Genomic DNA, 16,549 nt, shown 5'->3' with positions numbered 1-16,549 from the left:
ACACGAAGGGGGAATAGCGGTCCTGAAATTGGCTTCCTAGACTGCCACGCAATCAATCGGGCCCGAGTATGGGCGTTCAAAAAAGAGTGGCAAAGGGTTGGCCCAAGCACAGGAGAACGAAATGGCGATGATGTCGGAATCGACGGGCACGCTGCAAGCGGCGCCTGCAACGGAAGACGCGCCGCGCGCGCTGTCGCAGACGCTCAGCGTGCGCGATGCGGTGATGATCACCGTGTCGGGCGTGACGCCCGCGAGCTCGATCTTCGTGATCGCGCCGTTCGCGATCCAGCAGGCCGGTAGCGGTGCCGTGCTGTCGTTCCTGCTCGGCGGCGTGCTCGCGCTGGCGTTCGCGCTCTGCTACGCGGAGCTCAGCGCCGCGCACCGCAGCGCGGGCGGCGAGTACGTGATGGCCAAGCGCGTGTTCGGCACGCTGCCCGGCTACCTGACCTTCATCACGGTGCTGTCCGTCAGCGTGTTCATCCCGGCCGTGCTCGCGAGCGGCGCCGCGCCGTACCTGAACAACGCGCTCGGCACGCACTTCAGCAACCAGTCGGTCGCGCTGACGATCGTGCTGCTCAGTTACCTGCTCGGCATGCTGAACATCAAGACGAACGCGTGGATCACGGGCGCGTTTCTCGTCGTCGAGATCGGCGTGCTGATGCTGATCGCGGGCCTCGGCTTCGGTTCGCCGCATCGTGGCGCCGACGCGCTGATCGCGCCGGTCGTCGCGAGCGGCAACGCGCTCGTGCCGGCGACGCTTGCCGCCATCGTCCCGGCGATCGGCACGGCGATCTTCTGCTACAACGGCTTCGGCTCGGCCGCGTATCTCGCGGAAGACCTGCGCGGCGGCAACCGCAACGTCGCGAAGGCGGTGATCTACTCGCTGCTCGTGATCCTCGTCGTCGAACTGATTCCGCTCACCGCGATCGTGCTTGGCGCACCGTCCCTGACGGAGCTGACGAAGAGCGCCGACCCGATCGGCTACGTCGTGCGTTCGCTGAGCAACCCGGCCGTGTCGCGCGTGGTCAGCGGCGGGATCTTCCTGTCCGTGTTCAACGCGATCATCGCGATCGTGATCACGATGGGCCGGCTGCTGTACAGCAGCGGCCGGCATGCGCTCTGGTCGCGCACGTGCAACCGGGCATTCTCGACGATTCATCCGCGCCTCGAATCGCCGTGGCTCGCCACCATCGCGCTCGCGGTACCGTCGGCGGGGCTCGTGTTCGTGTCGAGCCTCGACGAGCTGACCGCGTTCACGGTCGACCTGCTGCTGCTGATCTACCTGGTTGTCGGGCTGGCCGCGCTCGCGAGCCGCTTCGTGCGCCGTGACGTCGAGCATCATTACCGGATGCCGTTGTGGCCGGTGACGCCGCTCGTCGCGGTGGCGGGCGCCGCCTACACGCTCTACACGACGCTCGCAACGGCCACGAAACCGACCGACCTGATCATCATCGCGGGGCTGCTGGTCGCCGCGCTCGTGATGTATATGGTCTGGGCGCGCCACAGCGAAGCCTTCCGCGCGCTCTGAGCGCCGGATCGTTACCCTGCAACACCGAAACATCGAACCATTGAAAGACTGGAGGAATTGCATCATGCGCACGAGGGATCTCGGCATCCGCATCGGACTGGGCACACCGGGCCGTTTCAACGCGATCACGGACGTTCCGGGCGTGCGGGTCGGACATTGCACGCTGAACGTCGAGAACGGCGACGCATCGATCCGCACCGGCGTCACCGTCATCGAGCCGCGCACGGGCGCCGCGCACGATTCACCGTGTTTCGCGGGCGTGCACGTGCTGAACGGCAACGGCGACGCGACGGGGCTCGAATGGATCCGCGAGGCCGGCCTGCTGACCACGCCGATCGCCTATACGAACACGCACAGCGTCGGCGCGGTGCGCGATGCGCTCGTCGCGAACGAGCGCGAAGCGGCGGCCGGCCGCGTGTACTGGTGCATGCCGGTCGTGATGGAAACCTACGACGGGCTGCTGAACGACATCTGGGGGCAGCACGTGAGCGCCGCACACGTGCAGCGCGCGCTGGCCGCCGCGCAGTCGGGGCCGGTTGCCGAAGGCGGCGTGGGCGGCGGCACGGGGATGATCTGCCACGAGTTCAAGGGCGGCATCGGCACCGCGTCGCGCGTGCTCGCGGCCGATGCGGGCGGCTGGACCGTCGGCGCGCTCGTGCAGGCGAACTACGGCGTGCGCGAAATGCTGCGCGTGGCCGGCTACCCGGTCGGCGAAGTGCTCCGGCACGTGCCTTCGCCGTTCCGCGCGCCGGACGCGCAAGGCGAGGCCGGGATGGGCTCGATCGTCGTGACGATCGCGACCGACGCGCCGCTGCTGCCGCACCAATGCACGCGCCTCGCGCAGCGTGCGAGCGTCGGGCTCGCGCGCGTGGGCGGCGGCACCGAGGATTCGAGCGGCGACATCTTCCTGGCGTTCGCAACGGGCAACGACGGCCTGCCGGCGGCGAACTACGGCAGCAAGGGTGCACCGACCACCGGCGTGAAGATGGTCAACAACGACCATATTTCCGCGCTGTTCGTCGCGGCGGCGGAAGCGGTGGAGGAAGCGATCGTGAATGCGCTCGTCGCGGGCGGCGACGTCGAGTCGCGCGGTGCGCGGGTCGAAGGGCTGGGGCAGGCGCGCTTGCTGGATGCGTTGCGCGAGGTGGGCTGGCGGCCGGGGCGCGGCGCCTGAAACGGCATGCGCCGCTTCAATCGAAGCGGCGTGGGGTGGAGCGGTGGTGCGGCGATCGGCCGGGCCGCCGCTCGCCCGCGCATGCAAGGCGGGCGGTGCGGGCCTGGCCGTGACGACGCGGCGTCATGCTCAGCTGCCGAAGTAGATGTTGCAGAAGCTGACGGGGCCGACACAGGCGTTCGGGTCTTCCTGCTTCGATTGCGAACGATCGACGCGGCCTGCGGTTGCGACGGCTTCAGCGCGGTTCGCCTGTTGCGGTGCGACGTCTGCCGGTGCCGGCTGTGCGTGAGCAACAGCAGCGGTGAGCGACAGGGCAACGAGGGCGAGGTGCAGCGGCTTCATTTTGGTTTCTCCTGGGTGAGTGCCAGTCTCGCTGGCAGTGAGGAAACTATAGGCTCGCACTGCTTAAAGATTAATCACCGCGGCTGTAGAGCTTATTTCCATCCGGAACAAGGATCCCGTTGCGCGCGCACCGATCGTCAATGACGATGGCGGTTGAACGGCGCGTCCTTGTCCAGCAGCGCGCTGCGCATGAAGTGCAGGCAGCCGACGATGCGCTGCATCCGGTGGCGCTCGTTGGGCACCGCATACCACGCCTGCAGCGTGTGCTGCGCCGCGCGGATCGCGAGATTCACCGATTTCAGCGTGCGCGCGTGATGGCCGGGCGTCGGATCGTCGAAGAAGCGCGGCAGCTCGTGCAGCACCGCGTCGATCGAGCCGGTCCAGCGCAGCGTTTGCGGCGGTTTCGATGCGCAGAACGCGTTCAGTTCGTCGCGCAGGTCGATCACCGCGTGGCCGACCTCGAGCGTCGACAGCATCCAGCGCATTGCGTCGCGATGCTGTCGCGTGCGCCGCACGAGCAATGTGCGCAGTTGGGCCATCAGGTCGTGCGTACTCGACTGAAAACGCTGCGCGAGGCCGTCCGGTGCGCCTTCGCACGCCAGCGTGACCTGGCGGCGCAGGTCGTGCGCGATGCGGCCCGTGAGCCACGGCATGTGAGTCGGGAACACGACCGCGAACACGAGCGAGCACGCGAGCATCGCGATGACGATCGCCAGCCCGTTGTTGATCAGCACCTCGGGCGTATACGCGATCACGTTGTCGGGCCCCGCGAGCAGGCAGAAAAACACCGCGAAGCCGATCCCGTAGCCGGACAATCCCGGCCGCATCGCGAGAAACGCGCCGAGGCCGAGCACCGGCGCGAGCGTGGCGCACAGCAGCGGGAAGCCGTCGATGTTCGGATACACGTAGCACAGGAACAGATAGCCGACGGCGGTCGCGAACGCCGCGCCGACGCTCATCTGCGCGACGAACTTCGGCGCGCGCGGCGACGTCGAGCTGAGCGCGCACGCGATCGCGGTGGCGATCACGGCGAGCGGGCCGCTCGGCCATTCGGACGCAAGCCAGAACGCGCTCATCGCGCCGACGGCGACGATCGTGCGCAGGAACGCGAACCCGACGAAGAACGAATTGGTCTTCACCGCGTAATGCGTGACCGAGCGCTCGAATGCGTGATCGTCCTGGTCGAGCGACGCATAGGTGTCGGCGTAGCCGAGATATTCGCCGATGAAGCGGTACAGCAGCTCGATTGCGGTATCGAAGTCGAGCAGGCCGCCGGCCGCATGCGCTTCGATGTCTCGACGCGACGCACGTGCGGCTTTCGGCAACGCGCTGTGGAAGCGGCGCAGTTCGAGCAGTGCGCCGGTGGTCGGCGAGACGCCGCGCTGCCGCTCGTCGCGCAGCGCGGCGAAGCGTTGCGCGAGCGCGTCGACGTGGGGCGCCAGCGCATCGAGCACCGCGTCCGAGCCATTGGCGCGCAGCCGCTTGACGAGCTGGTGCAGCGCATGCAGCCGCGTGCACGCGTTCATGAACTCGCTGTTCAGCCGCGCGAGGCGGCGGCTGCGCGCGCGAATGTGCGGATCCTCGAATGACGCGAAGGCGCGATTGGCCTCGAAGCCGACGATGTCGTCGACGAAATCGGCGAAGCGCCGCTCGAAATCGCCGCGCGCGACGTCGCCCGCGAGCGCGCCGGCCGTGAACGCCGCGAACGTCGCATGGCGCGTGCCCAGCGAGCGCATCAGCGCTTTCGCGGAGCTGAGCGGCAGGATCAGCGCGCTGACCGCGCCCGAGCATGCGATGCCGAGCGCGACTTCCGCGGCACGGGTGAGCGCGGACTGGAACAGCGTCTGCGGGGTCATCACGGCCGGCAGGCCGATCAGCGCGGCCGTGTAGCCGGCGAGCACGAAGCCGTACCAGCGGAAGTGGCGGTTGCGCACCGCGAGCGCGATGCAGGTGCCGATCCACAGCGTGATGCCGGCCATGTACAGCTCGGGCTGCTGCGCGAACAGCCCGCCGAGCGCGAGCGCGGCGACGAGGCCGGCCGCCGTGCCGAGCACGCGGTAGAAACTCTTCGCGAACACCATCCCCGACAGCGGCTGCATCAGCACGAACACGGTCGTCATCGCCGTGCGCGGCTGCGACATTTCCAGGCGCATCGCGATGCCCATCGCGAGGAGTGCCGCGAACACGGTTTTCGCGAGGTGCAGCCAGATCAGCCCGTCGCTCGCGGCCCAGTCGCGTGCCGCATCGCCGAGTGGATCGAGCCATGTCCTCCATCGTGCCGGTTCGATGGAAGGTCGCTCGATCGCAGGTTGTGGCTTCATGAAAAGAGGGGGCCGGTACGGGGCCGGGCGAGATGCGCGGCGCGTCCGAACGGGTCCGTTCGACTGTTGAGGCGCCGATTGTAGGAGTGCGGCGCCCGCGCATTAACGCAGCTGCGGGGAAACGATAGTTGCAGCCGGAGTAACAATCTGTCGCATCCAGTGGAGGAAAATAGCGGCTCCGCTACAGGTTGCTCACAGGAATGGATACCCTACAAAACATGCGGGTGTTTTCGCGCGTCGTCGAGACGGGCAGTTTCACCGCCGCCGCGCAATCGCTGAATTCGACGACGGGCGCCATGTCGCGCGCGGTGTCGGAGCTCGAGGCGCGCCTGCGCACCCGTCTGATGAATCGGTCGACGCGCCGTCTCGCGCTCACGTCGGCCGGCGAAAGCTATCTGCGGCGCTGCCGCCAGATCCTCGCCGACGTCGACCGCGCGGAAGAAGAGGCGAGCTGCGCGCACGAACGCCCGGCCGGCGTGCTGCGCATGCACAGCTTCGCGAGCGTCGGTCATCACTATGTGTTGCCCGCGCTGACGCGCTATCACGCGCAATACCCGGACGTGTCGATCGAGCTGTCGCTGTCACAGCGCATGCCCGACCTGTTCGACGGCACGAGCGACATGGCCGTCGTGACCGCGTCGTCGCTGCCCGATTCGGAACTCGTGTCGCACCTGCTCGGCTCGACCTTCAGCATCCTGTGCGCGTCGCCCGACTACGTGAAACGCCACGGCGCGCCGGCCCGTCCGCAGGATCTCGCCGCGCACGCGTGCCTGACGCTGTGCACGCCGGCGTTTCCGACGCACGAATGGGTGCTCGAAGGGCCCGAAGGCGTCGAGCAGATCCACGTCGCGGGGCCGGTGCAGACCAATACGGCCGAATCGCTCGCCCTCGCGATTCGCGACGGCATCGGGATCGGCATGCTGCCGCTGTACTCGGCGATCGATGCGCTGCGCGACGGCACGCTCGTCCGCGTGTTGCCCGCGCATATCCTGCAGAAGATGAACGTGTACGCGCTGTATCCGTCGCGCCGCTTCGTCGATGCGAAGGTGCGGACCTGGGTCGAGATGCTGCGTGCCCAGGTGCCGGCGATGATCGCGCGCGACGTCGAGATGCTGAACGCGATCGATCGCGAACCGCAGGCGGCCTGAGCGGCCGACGCACATCGGCACATCGGCACATCGGCGCGTTGCCGCACGGCCGGCTTCTTCTCTTCAAGCAGGCCCGGCGAACGCGATTCGCGCCGCGCCCGCGGTACATCGTTCACGCGGCGCGGTGCTTCGTCGTGCCGTTACAGCGCGGGCTTGGCCGCCGCGCCCGATTCCGTCGTCGGTTCGCCGGCGTGGCCGTATGCGGCCTGCGCAGCCTTCTGTTCCGCGAGACGCTTTTCGTGGAGTCGTTCCTGCGCCGCCATGATGTCGTCCGGATAGTTGTTGACTTCGCCGCGCGCCGGGTTGTAGCCGACCGACTCGAGATCGATCAGTTCCTGCAGCACTTGCGCACGCGTGACGGGCGACTTTGCCGACTGGGCGAAAGACAGGGCCGGTGCGGCAAGCAGGACGGCAGCGGCGGCGGTAACGACGAGCGATTTCACGGGGTTCTCCTGGGTACGGGGTGGGCGGCCGGTTCGACGCGCGATGCGTGACCCTGACCTTTGCTGGCAGTCTACGCAGCACCCGCACGCGTAAAAACCCCGATTCCAGGCAGGCTGCCTTCCAGATGGAACAACATTGGTGCAAGCCGCCCGCGGCCAGCGAACCCGCATGCGAACGCAGGTTCGTGGCCGACGGGCGGCGATGCATCGCGCCGGTCAGAAGCGCGTGCGCATGCCGATCGTGCCGACGATCTGGTTCGCCGTGCTCGATGCGCCGCCCGAGCCGTTGATGAACGCCTGGTAGCCGCGGCCCGCTGCGTGCTGATACATCGCTTCCGCGTAGACGTCCGTGCGGCGCGACAGCTTGTAGACGGCCTGCAGGTCGACCTGGTGCCACTTCGGATCGGTGCCGTGCTTGCTGTCGGGGTTCGACACGCTGGCGTCCGTGTACACGTAGGCCGCGCCGAGGCTGACGGCCGGCGTCACCGCATAGCGCACGTTCACGTCGTAGTTGTTGAACGCGACCTGGCCGGTCGAGCCGAACGAGCCCGTGTTGTCGTATTGCGAGCGCGTATAGACGAAGCCGACGGTGGCCGGGCCGAACCCGTAGCTGATGCCGCCGCCGTACGAACGCATGCGGTCCGAGCCGATCGACCAGCCGCCCTGGTTCAGGCTCTTCGCTTCGGCCGCGTCGGTCGCGCCGGGGCTCGCGCTCGTCGAGCCCTTCGTGCCGTTCATCTGCAGGTACGCGCCGGCCAGCTTCAGCGGGCCGTTCGTGTAGCTCGCCGCGACGCTGTACGCGCGGTTCGCGCCGAAGTTCGTCGCGTTCGAGAACGCATACATCGCACCGACCTTGAAGCCCGCATAGGTCTCGCTCGTGTACTTGACCGCGTTGTTGATGCGCAGCGAGTGGTTCAGGTTGTCGTTGTCGAACGGATGCGCGAAACTCGCGTCGCCGAAATCACCGGCCGTGGCCGACAGCGGCGCGACGAAGTCGACCATCGTGTCGTACTGGCGGCCGAGCGTCAGCGTGCCATAGCCGTTCTGGCTCAAGCCGACGTATGCATGGCGGCCGAACAGCTTGCCGTCCTGCCCGAGCCCGCCGTTGTTCACGTTGAAGCCGTTCTCGAGCACGAACAGCGCCTTCAGGCCGCCACCGAGATCCTCGGTGCCGCGAAACCCGATGCGGCTGCCGTTGACGGTGCCGCTGTTCAGGCGCCACAGCGACGCACCGTTGGCGTTGTTGGTGTAGACGATGCCGGCGTCGATCAGCCCGTACAGCGTGACCGAACTCTGTGCGTGAGCGAGCGGGGCGAACAGCGCGGCGGTACATGCGCCGGCGATGAGGGTTTTTTTCAAGTCAAGGCTCCTGCGTGTGGGACTGGGAACGAAAGTTCGGCGCAAGTATAGGAACGCATCGCGCGCGCAAGGCCGCCGAGGGTTGCGAGCGCACCTTTCCGGATCCCGCAAGAGTCCTTCACAAAACTGACACGACGCGCCGCGTACGCCTGACGCCGGCGGTTTTTGCGTGATCACGCGCGGGTGGCGTCGGGTCCTCGCGGGCCGGTTGTCGCGCGGTTGCAACATGCGCGGAGCGCGGCACGGCGGTTGATCGGTGCGACCGGCGCACGGAGAATGGGGCGTTCGCGCAGACACCCGCGACCGGCGTCACACGCATTCGAAGGCGGGCGCGTGCGCGCATCGACGCGTTTCATCCATACTCGTCAACTGGATCGCACGGCCGCCGGCGCAAAGCGCGCGGCCGTTCTCATGGAAGCTACGGGGAGACTCCACATGAATCTGTTCAACGTACGCCTGCGCGGCCGCGACGGCCTGTTCACGATCGGCATCGACGGCGGCACGATCGCGCGGGTTGACGCACAGTCGGCGTCGGTTGCGCCCACGGGCGCCGGCGATGTCGACGCGGGAGGCCGCCTGGCGATCCCGCCGCTCGTCGAGCCGCATATCCACCTCGACGCGGTGCTGACGGCCGGCGAGCCCGCGTGGAACATGAGCGGCACGCTGTTCGAGGGCATCGAGCGCTGGGCCGAACGCAAGGCGACGATCACGCACGAGGACACGAAGACGCGCGCGCATACGGCGATCGGCATGCTGCGCGATCACGGGATCCAGCACGTGCGCACGCACGTCGACGTCACGGATCCGACGCTTGCCGCGCTGAAGGCGATGCTGGAAGTGAAGGACGAAGCACGCGGGCTGATCGACCTGCAGATCGTCGCGTTTCCGCAGGAAGGCATCGAATCGTTCGATGGCGGCCGAGCGCTGATGGAGCAGGCGATCGAACTGGGCGCGGACGTCGTCGGCGGGATTCCGCATTTCGAGAACACGCGCGAGCAGGGCGTCAGCTCGATCCGCTTCCTGATGGATCTTGCGGAGCGCACCGGTTGCCTCGTCGACGTGCATTGCGACGAAACCGACGATCCGCATTCGCGCTTCCTCGAAGTGCTCGCGGAAGAGACGCGTGTGCGCGGGATGGGCGCGCGCGTGACCGCGAGCCACACGACCGCGATGGGCTCGTACGACAACGCGTACTGCTCGAAGCTGTTCCGCTTGCTGAAGCGCGCGGGCCTGAACTTCATCTCGTGCCCGACCGAAAGCATCCACCTGCAGGGGCGCTTCGACACGTTTCCGAAACGGCGCGGCGTCACGCGCGTCGCGGAACTCGATCGCGCCGGCATCAACGTGTGCTTCGGGCAGGATTCGATCAAGGACCCGTGGTATCCGCTCGGCAACGGTAACATCCTGCGCGTGCTCGATGCGGGTCTCCATATCTGCCACATGATGGGTTACCAGGACCTGCAGCGCTGCCTCGACTTCGTGACCGACCACAGCGCGACGACGATGCATCTCGGCGACGGCTACGGCATCGCGGTCGGGCGTCCGGCGAATCTTGTCGTGCTCGACGCGGACAGCGATTACGAGGCGGTGCGCCGGCAGGCCAAGGCCACGCTGTCGATCCGCCACGGGAAGGTGATCCTGCGGCGCGAACCGGAGCGCGTCACGTATCCGGATTGACGCGGACTCGACGCGGGCGGCGGGCCGTCACTGCCCGCCGGTCTTCATGTATTCATGAAATGCATGAGTCGATTCGAAAAATACGTTTGTCTCATGATGGGCGCCGGCCTACGATTCGGACCTGACGACGGCGCGCGTGTTGCGCGCCGTCTTTTCGATTCCATTCGCCGACCCCATGCGCCTCGATCTCCCGTCCGCCCCCGCATCCTCTTCGCCGGCCGCCAGCCCGTTCGCACGCGTGGCCGTCGTCACGATCCTGACCGGCGTCGGCGCGGGCCTCGGCGGCATGCTGCTCGCGCTTCTGCTGCATGCGATCCAGCACGTTGCGTACGGCTACAGCGTCGCGCACGTGATCGGCACTGAGAGCTTCCTCACCGGCGTGACCGGTGCCGATCCGCTGCGCCGGCTCGCGGTGCTGATCGTCTGCGGGATCGTCGCCGGCGGCGGCTGGTGGGCGCTGTACCGGTATGGCCGGCCGCTCGTCAGCATCCGCCGCGCGGTGCGCGCGGCCGATCCGCGGATGCCGTTCGTCAGCACGATAGTTCACGCGCTGCTGCAGATCGTCACCGTCGCGCTCGGCTCGCCGCTCGGCCGCGAAGTCGCGCCGCGCGAGATCGGTTCGCTGCTTGCCGGGCGGCTGGCGCATGCGGCGGGGCTCACGCCCGACGATTGCCGGCTGATGGTCGCGTGTGGCGCCGGCGCGGGCCTGGCGGCCGTCTATAACGTGCCGCTCGGCGGCGCGATCTTCGTGCTCGAAGTGCTGCTCGGCACGTTCGAACTGCGTGCGCTGGTCATCGCGGTCGCGACGTCGGCAATCGCCGCGGCCGTTGCGTGGATCGGCCTCGGCAACGAACACCAGTACACGGTGCCGCCGTTCGTGTTGAGCACGCCGCTGGTAGCGTGGTCGATCGTCTGCGGCCCGCTGTTCGGCTTCGCTGCGTACGGCTTCGTGCGGCTCACGACGCGTGCGCGCACGAACGCGCCGAAAGATTGGCGGCTGCCGGTGCTCGCGCTGGTCAATTTCACGGTAATCGGCGTGCTCGCGATGCGGTTTCCGCAATTGCTCGGCAATGGCAAGGGGCCGGCTTCGCTGGGCTTCGACGGCACGCTGACGATCGGCCTCGCCGCGGCGCTGCTCGTGCTGAAGGTGCTGATCGAGGCCGGCAGCCTGCGGGCCGGCGCGGAAGGCGGCCTGCTGACGCCGGGCCTCGCGAACGGCGCGCTGCTCGGCGTCGTGCTCGGCGGGCTGTGGAGCTTCGTGTGGCCGGGCGCGTCGATCGGCGGGTGCGCGCTCGTCGGTGCGACCGCGTTTCTCGCCGCGTCGATGCAGATGCCGATCACGGCGGTGGTGCTGCTGGCCGAGTTCACGCGCGCGGATCACGATAGCCTCGTGCCGATGCTGCTTGCCGTGGCCGGCTCGCTTGTCGCATACCGGTTCGCGCAGCGGCTGGCCGAGCGGCGGGTGAATGCGGTTGCGATGACGAGCGAGCGCACCGCGGCTACGCACTGATGTGGCAGCGATCAAGAAGCGGACGGCATTCGTTGGTGCATGTTCCGCCAGCGTGCCGCTCGAAATTAACGATTTGTATTCGTTTTGATGCATGCCGGTGCTGTCGGGGGCTCGTGCGGAACCACGACGCTATAGCGATCCGACATGCACGCCAAAAGGCGATGCAGATGCAACCCACGGGATCGATCCATTGCTCCAGGATGCGTTCCTGTCGCAGCGGCCGATCGGGTCAGTCGTTGTCCTCCCCGCGTCACTCACGATAGTCTTGCCTGCTTGTTCAAGTTATCGGCGCGTTCGTCGGGCGCGCGATTCCCGGCGTCGGTTGGGTAATCCTGGCGACGGATGTATCGCTGATCATTTATCGCACGATCGGCACCTACAACAGCATGGTGAAACACGAGGATCGCCTGTATGGCTGACGCATGGGAGCGTCTCGAAGCGTTTTTCTTGGCCGATATCGACGGGCTTCCGGTCGCTGGAATCGAAATGACGCGAAACACGGACCTCTATCACGATCTCGACCTGGAGCCGAACGACATCGACAAGCTCGTCAGACGATGGGCGTCGACGTTTGGCGTCGACCTGTCCGAATTCGACATCCACTATTACTACCCATCCGCGAAGCTCGGCATCGGTTCGTTTCTCGTGGCGGTTGCCAAGTCCCCATTCAGCAATGAGGCGCGCGAAACTTTGGGCGGCCGGTCATTGACGCTCGGATTGATGGAAGAGGCTATGGAGCGTGGGCGCTGGGAGCCGTGAGCGGTCCATGCTGGAACGCGATGAACCTATCCGTCGAGATTCGTCGCACATGTGATGAATAGACGATCGCACGTAGATCGGATCGCCTCATGAAACACCGAACGCCCGCCTGGGTCGCATTCAGGCGGGCTTTTTTGCGTTCGCGCCATCCGCCACGACGCCGGCTCGCAGCGCCTTTCGTTGGGCCTCGTCGATCGGCCTTCGGTGTCAGGACTTGCCGGCGGGCACAATGCACGTTCGATAACCTGAAATCGTTCGGCGCCGGCGCTGGCCAGGGCATCAAAGCAAACTGCGTGGTTCTGTGCAAGAATCCGCGCGTTTCCGCGCCTCAACCAACAACGACACGCGCGGACGTCCCTATCAGGAAACGAGGAGCTCAAGTTGATTCAGCGCATTTCCCGCTTTTTCACGCAGGTGGTCCACCGCGTGTTGCCCGACCCGTTGATTTTCGCGATCCTGCTGACGATCGTCACGTTCGGGCTCGCGTTCGGCCTCACGCCGAATACGCCCGCGCAGCTCACGACGATGTGGGGTTCGGGTTTCTGGAACCTGCTCGCGTTCTCGATGCAAATGGTGATGATCCTCGTCACCGGCCACGCACTCGCGAGTTCGCCGCCCGTGAAGCGCATGCTCGTCGCGCTCGCGAGCACCGCGCGCACGCCGGGGCAGGGCGTGATGCTCGTCGCGTTCGTCGGCGCGCTCGCGTGCGCGATCAACTGGGGCTTCGGCCTCGTGCTCGGCGCGATGCTCGCGCGTGAAGTGGCGCGTCGAGTCGCCGGCAGCGATTACCGGCTGCTCGTCGCGTCCGCGTACATGGGCTTCCTGAGCTGGCACGGCGGATTGTCGGGTTCGGTTCCGCTCGTCGCGGCCACAAAGGGCAATCCGATGGAGAAGACCATCGGGCTGATTCCCGTGTCTGAGACGATCTTCACCGGCTACAACGCGTTCATCACGATCGGCCTGATCGTGATGCTGCCGTTCCTCGCGCGCATGATGATGCCGAAGCCCGGCGACGTGGTCAGCGTCGATCCGGCGCTGCTGGCCGAACCGCCGAGCGTCGAGCGCCAGCTCGGGCCCGACGCGACGTTCGCGGAGCGGATGGAGGAGAGCCGCGCGCTGTCGGTCCTCGTCGCGGCGCTGTGTGCGGCGTTCCTCGTGCTGAAGTTCGTGCAGAAGGGCTTCGCGCTCGACATCGACACCGTCAACCTTGCGTTCCTCGCGGCCGGCATCCTGCTGCATCGTACGCCGATGGCCTATGCACGTGCGGTGGCCGGTGCGGCGCGCGGCGCGTCGGGGATCATGATTCAGTTCCCGTTCTACGCGGGCATCCAGGCGCTGATGGATCACTCGGGGCTCGCGGGCGTGATCACGAAGTGGTTCGTCGATATCGCGAACGTGCACACGTTCCCGCTGCTCGCGTTCCTGAGCTCGGCCGTGATCAATTTCGCGGTGCCGTCCGGCGGCGGCCACTGGGTCGTGCAGGGCCCGTTCGTGATGCCGGCAGCGCAAGCGCTCGGCGCCGATCTCGGCAAGGCCGCGATGGCGATCGCGTACGGCGAGGCCTGGACCAACATGGCGCAGCCGTTCTGGGCGCTGCCTGCGCTGGCGATCGCCGGGCTCGGCGTACGCGACATCATGGGGTATTGCGTGACGACGCTGCTGTTCTCGGGCGTCGTGTTTGTCGCGGGGATGTATCTGTTCTGACGATGTAGCGCGCGATGCGGGCCGGGTTCGGCGCCCGCATCGTGCCGGCTTGAATGGTGCGGGCCGTCAACCGGGCGACCGCGCATTGGAACGCTCGTGTCCATGACGCAGCGCGAGGCTTGCGAACGCCGCGATGACGAGCGCGGCCGCAAGCAGCGTCAGCCCGTTCCTTGCATTGCCGGTTGCCTGTTCGATCGCACCGACGACGGTCGGCCCGACGAACCCACCGAGCAGCCCGCACGTATTCACGAGCCCCAGCCCGCCGGCCAGCGCGCTACCGGCGAGCCGCGACGCGGGGAACGTGAACACGATCGATTGCACGACGAAGAACATCGACGCGGCCACGCACACGCAAGCGAGCCCGGCGACAGGCGACACATGCGCGGCGCCGGCCATCCCGGCCGCCATCACGACCAGCCCCGCGAACAGCATCCTTCGCGAATGACGCGACTCGCGTGCAAAGCGCGGCAACGTCCCGGCCCCGATCGCTGCGGCGAGCCAGGGCAGCGCGGTCAACAGCCCGACCGCGAACGGCGAGAAGCGCCCTGACGCGCCGATGATGCCCGGCAGGAAGAAGATCACCGTATAAATCGTCAGCTGGTGACAGAAATAGACGAAGATCGCGAGCCAGATCTGCGGATCGCGCAATGCCGCACCGAACGCGTGACCGCCGTGTGCGACGACGCCCGCGTCCTGTTCCGCAGCCAGCGTACGCTCGAGTGCACGGCCGGTTTCCGGAGAGAGCCACGGCGCGGCGCTCGGTCGATCCGGCAACCGTGTCCACACGACGAACGCGAGCAGGATTGCCGGAATGCCTTCGACGACGAACAACCATTGCCAGCCGTGGAGTCCCAGCGTGCCGTCGAGCTCGATCAGTGCGCCGGCCAGCGGCCCGCCAACGATATTGGCGATGCATACACCGAGCAGGAAGTAGCCGGTTGCGCGCGCACGTTCCTCGCGGCAGAACCAGTACGTCAGGTACAGCATCACACCGGGAAACAGGCCGGCTTCGGCGGCCCCGAGCAGCAGGCGCATCACGTAGAAGGACGTCTCGCCGCTGACGAACGCCATCGCGACCGACAGCGCGCCCCAGGTGATCATGATCCGCGTGATCCAGAAGCGCGCACCGACGCGATGCATGATCAGGTTGCTCGGGATCTCGAAGAGCGCATAGGTCAGGAAGAACAGCCCCGCGCCGAGTCCGTATGCGGCCGATGAAATACCGAGGTCGACACCCATCGAATGTTTGGCGAATGCGATGTTGGTGCGGTCGAGAAAGCTGATTACGTACGCGGCGATCAGCAGGGGCATCAGTTTGCGGAACAGCAGCCGGTTGAGTGACGCGCTTGCGTCGCCAGCGGCGGGAGACAGGGCCTGGGCGTGATGAGTGGACATGCGGACGACTCCGGTAAGGGCGAACCGGCGCGCACGGCAAGCACGGCGCGCCGCGTTCGGCAGATACCGCTGCGACATGCGCAGCGGATGGGCAGACGACGGAGCCGCGCCGGCGGCGCTCGAAGAGAGCGGGGCGATGAAGGGCGTCCTGGCGCCGGCCGGCTCGGGCCGGTGCCTTGTCACTGCGCTTGCGGATCCTGGTGTTGGGGGCTACCCGGCGATCAGAAATTCACCGCGTCACCGCCCTTGAGTGCGAGCATCGCGCGCGCCTCGGCCGGCGTCGCGATTTCCAGCGACAGGCCTTCGAGCACCTGCCGCACCTTCAGTACCTGCGCGGCGCTCGATTCAGCGAGCTTGCCCGGCGCGATCCACAGCGAATCCTCGAGCCCGACGCGCACGTTCGCGCCTTGCGCAGCGCCGATCGTCGCGAGCGGAATCTGGTTTCGGCCGGCGCCGAGGATCGACCACACGTAATCGCTGCCGAACAGGCGGTCGGCCGTGCGGCGCATGTGCATCAGGTCCTCCGGATGGGCGCCGATGCCCCCCAGCAGGCCGAACACGCTTTGCACGAAGAACGGCGGCTTCGCGAGTCCGCGGTCGATGAAATGAGCGAGGTTGTACAGGTGCGAGATGTCGTAGCACTCGAATTCGAAACGCGTGCCGTTCGCGCCGCAGCGCGTGAGGATCGTCTCGATGTCGGCGAAGGTGTTCTTGAACACGAGGTCGCGGCTCTTCTCGAGATGTTCGCGTTCCCACGGATGCTTGAACTCGCGGAAGCGCTCGAGCATCGGGTACAGCCCGAAGTTCATCGAGCCCATGTTCAGCGACGCGACCTCGGGCTGGAAATGCAGTGCGGGCTGCAGCCGTTCGTCGACCGTCATGTGCGGGCTGCCGCCCGACGTGAGGTTGATCACCGCGTCGGTCTGCGCCTTGATGCGTGGCAGGAATTCGGCGAACACGGCCGGATCCTGCGTCGGCTTGCCGTCGGACGGATTGCGTGCGTGCAGGTGCAGGATTGCTGCGCCGGCCTGCGCGGCCGCGACGGCGGCGGTCTCGATTTCGTGCGGCGTCACGGGCAGATACGGCGACATCGAAGGCGTGTGGATCGCGCCGGTGGGCGCACAGGTGATGATGACTTTGCGAGCGTTTGCCACGGGTGGGTTCCTCTCGGGGAGCGATAAGGGAGGCG

The 16,549-nt window shown here is 67.0% G+C and carries 13 protein-coding genes and 1 pseudogene; 8 read left to right on the top strand and 6 right to left on the bottom strand.

What is annotated here, in order from left to right; genetic code table 11:
• Nucleotides 1-121 precede the first annotated feature (121 nt).
• Nucleotides 122-1,528, top strand: a complete 1,407-nt coding sequence (locus BCO18175_RS17925) for an APC family permease (RefSeq protein WP_174969912.1) — start codon at nt 122-124, stop codon at nt 1,526-1,528.
• A 64-nt stretch (nt 1,529-1,592) separates the two neighbouring features.
• On the top strand, nt 1,593-2,702 hold the full coding sequence (locus BCO18175_RS17920) for a DmpA family aminopeptidase (protein WP_174982897.1): 1,110 nt from the start codon (nt 1,593-1,595) through the stop codon (nt 2,700-2,702).
• 129 nt (nt 2,703-2,831) lie between these two features.
• Here BCO18175_RS17920 and BCO18175_RS17915 read toward each other — a convergent pair whose 3' ends face one another.
• Together BCO18175_RS17915 and BCO18175_RS17910 are read right to left on the bottom strand one after the other, a co-directional pair.
• The gene (locus BCO18175_RS17915) at nt 2,832-3,044 is read right to left on the bottom strand and encodes a hypothetical protein (protein ID WP_122946964.1); all 213 of its coding nucleotides are present in this window, start codon (nt 3,042-3,044) and stop codon (nt 2,832-2,834) included.
• A gap of 137 nt (nt 3,045-3,181) precedes the next feature.
• Nucleotides 3,182-5,365 (bottom strand): FUSC family protein, encoded by a 2,184-nt coding sequence (locus BCO18175_RS17910; protein ID WP_174982895.1) that lies wholly within the window; start codon nt 5,363-5,365, stop codon nt 3,182-3,184.
• 200 nt (nt 5,366-5,565) lie between these two features.
• Here BCO18175_RS17910 and BCO18175_RS17905 point away from each other — a divergent pair, with 200 nt between their 5' ends.
• Nucleotides 5,566-6,513 (top strand): LysR family transcriptional regulator, encoded by a 948-nt coding sequence (locus BCO18175_RS17905; protein ID WP_174982893.1) that lies wholly within the window; start codon nt 5,566-5,568, stop codon nt 6,511-6,513.
• A gap of 140 nt (nt 6,514-6,653) precedes the next feature.
• Here the strand turns inward: BCO18175_RS17905 and BCO18175_RS17900 are convergent, their stop codons facing one another.
• Nucleotides 6,654-6,956 (bottom strand): DUF4148 domain-containing protein, encoded by a 303-nt coding sequence (locus BCO18175_RS17900; protein ID WP_174935386.1) that lies wholly within the window; start codon nt 6,954-6,956, stop codon nt 6,654-6,656.
• Between the two features lie 216 nt (nt 6,957-7,172).
• Nucleotides 7,173-8,315 (bottom strand): porin, encoded by a 1,143-nt coding sequence (locus BCO18175_RS17895; protein WP_174982891.1) that lies wholly within the window; start codon nt 8,313-8,315, stop codon nt 7,173-7,175.
• A gap of 435 nt (nt 8,316-8,750) precedes the next feature.
• Between BCO18175_RS17895 and codA the strand changes: the two genes are divergently transcribed.
• The 5 genes and pseudogenes from codA to BCO18175_RS17875 all read left to right on the top strand — a co-directional run bounded on the left by codA (nt 8,751) and on the right by BCO18175_RS17875 (nt 13,965).
• On the top strand, nt 8,751-9,992 hold the full coding sequence (gene codA, locus BCO18175_RS17890; protein WP_174982889.1) for a cytosine deaminase: 1,242 nt from the start codon (nt 8,751-8,753) through the stop codon (nt 9,990-9,992).
• 175 nt (nt 9,993-10,167) lie between these two features.
• Complete coding sequence (locus tag BCO18175_RS17885; RefSeq protein WP_174982887.1) at nt 10,168-11,502, top strand: chloride channel protein; 1,335 nt, start codon at nt 10,168-10,170, stop codon at nt 11,500-11,502.
• 284 nt (nt 11,503-11,786) lie between these two features.
• Nucleotides 11,787-11,921, top strand: a pseudogene (locus tag BCO18175_RS41015) (STM2901 family protein); the annotation flags it as partial.
• Nucleotides 11,914-12,261 carry a DUF1493 family protein gene (locus BCO18175_RS17880; protein ID WP_174982885.1) on the top strand — a complete coding sequence of 116 codons (348 nt, stop codon included), beginning with the start codon at nt 11,914-11,916 and terminating at the stop codon, nt 12,259-12,261. The pseudogene BCO18175_RS41015 and the gene BCO18175_RS17880, both read left to right, overlap by 8 nt.
• A 381-nt stretch (nt 12,262-12,642) precedes the next feature.
• Nucleotides 12,643-13,965 carry a TIGR00366 family protein gene (locus BCO18175_RS17875; protein WP_174982883.1) on the top strand — a complete coding sequence of 441 codons (1,323 nt, stop codon included), beginning with the start codon at nt 12,643-12,645 and terminating at the stop codon, nt 13,963-13,965.
• 66 nt (nt 13,966-14,031) lie between these two features.
• On the opposite strand, the gene BCO18175_RS17870 is transcribed toward BCO18175_RS17875, so the two are convergent.
• Together BCO18175_RS17870 and BCO18175_RS17865 are read right to left on the bottom strand one after the other, a co-directional pair.
• Entirely contained in the window at nt 14,032-15,360 is a 1,329-nt protein-coding gene (locus BCO18175_RS17870) for an MFS transporter (protein WP_174982881.1), read from the bottom strand.
• Nucleotides 15,361-15,581: 221 nt separating this feature from the next.
• Nucleotides 15,582-16,514, bottom strand: a complete 933-nt coding sequence (locus tag BCO18175_RS17865; RefSeq protein ID WP_174982879.1) for a 3-keto-5-aminohexanoate cleavage protein — start codon at nt 16,512-16,514, stop codon at nt 15,582-15,584.
• Nucleotides 16,515-16,549 lie beyond the last annotated feature (35 nt).

It is taken from the genome of Burkholderia lata, assembly GCF_902499335.1.
Lineage (GTDB): Bacteria > Pseudomonadota > Gammaproteobacteria > Burkholderiales > Burkholderiaceae > Burkholderia > Burkholderia lata_B.
This window is presented reverse-complemented; position numbering and strand designations above follow the sequence as displayed.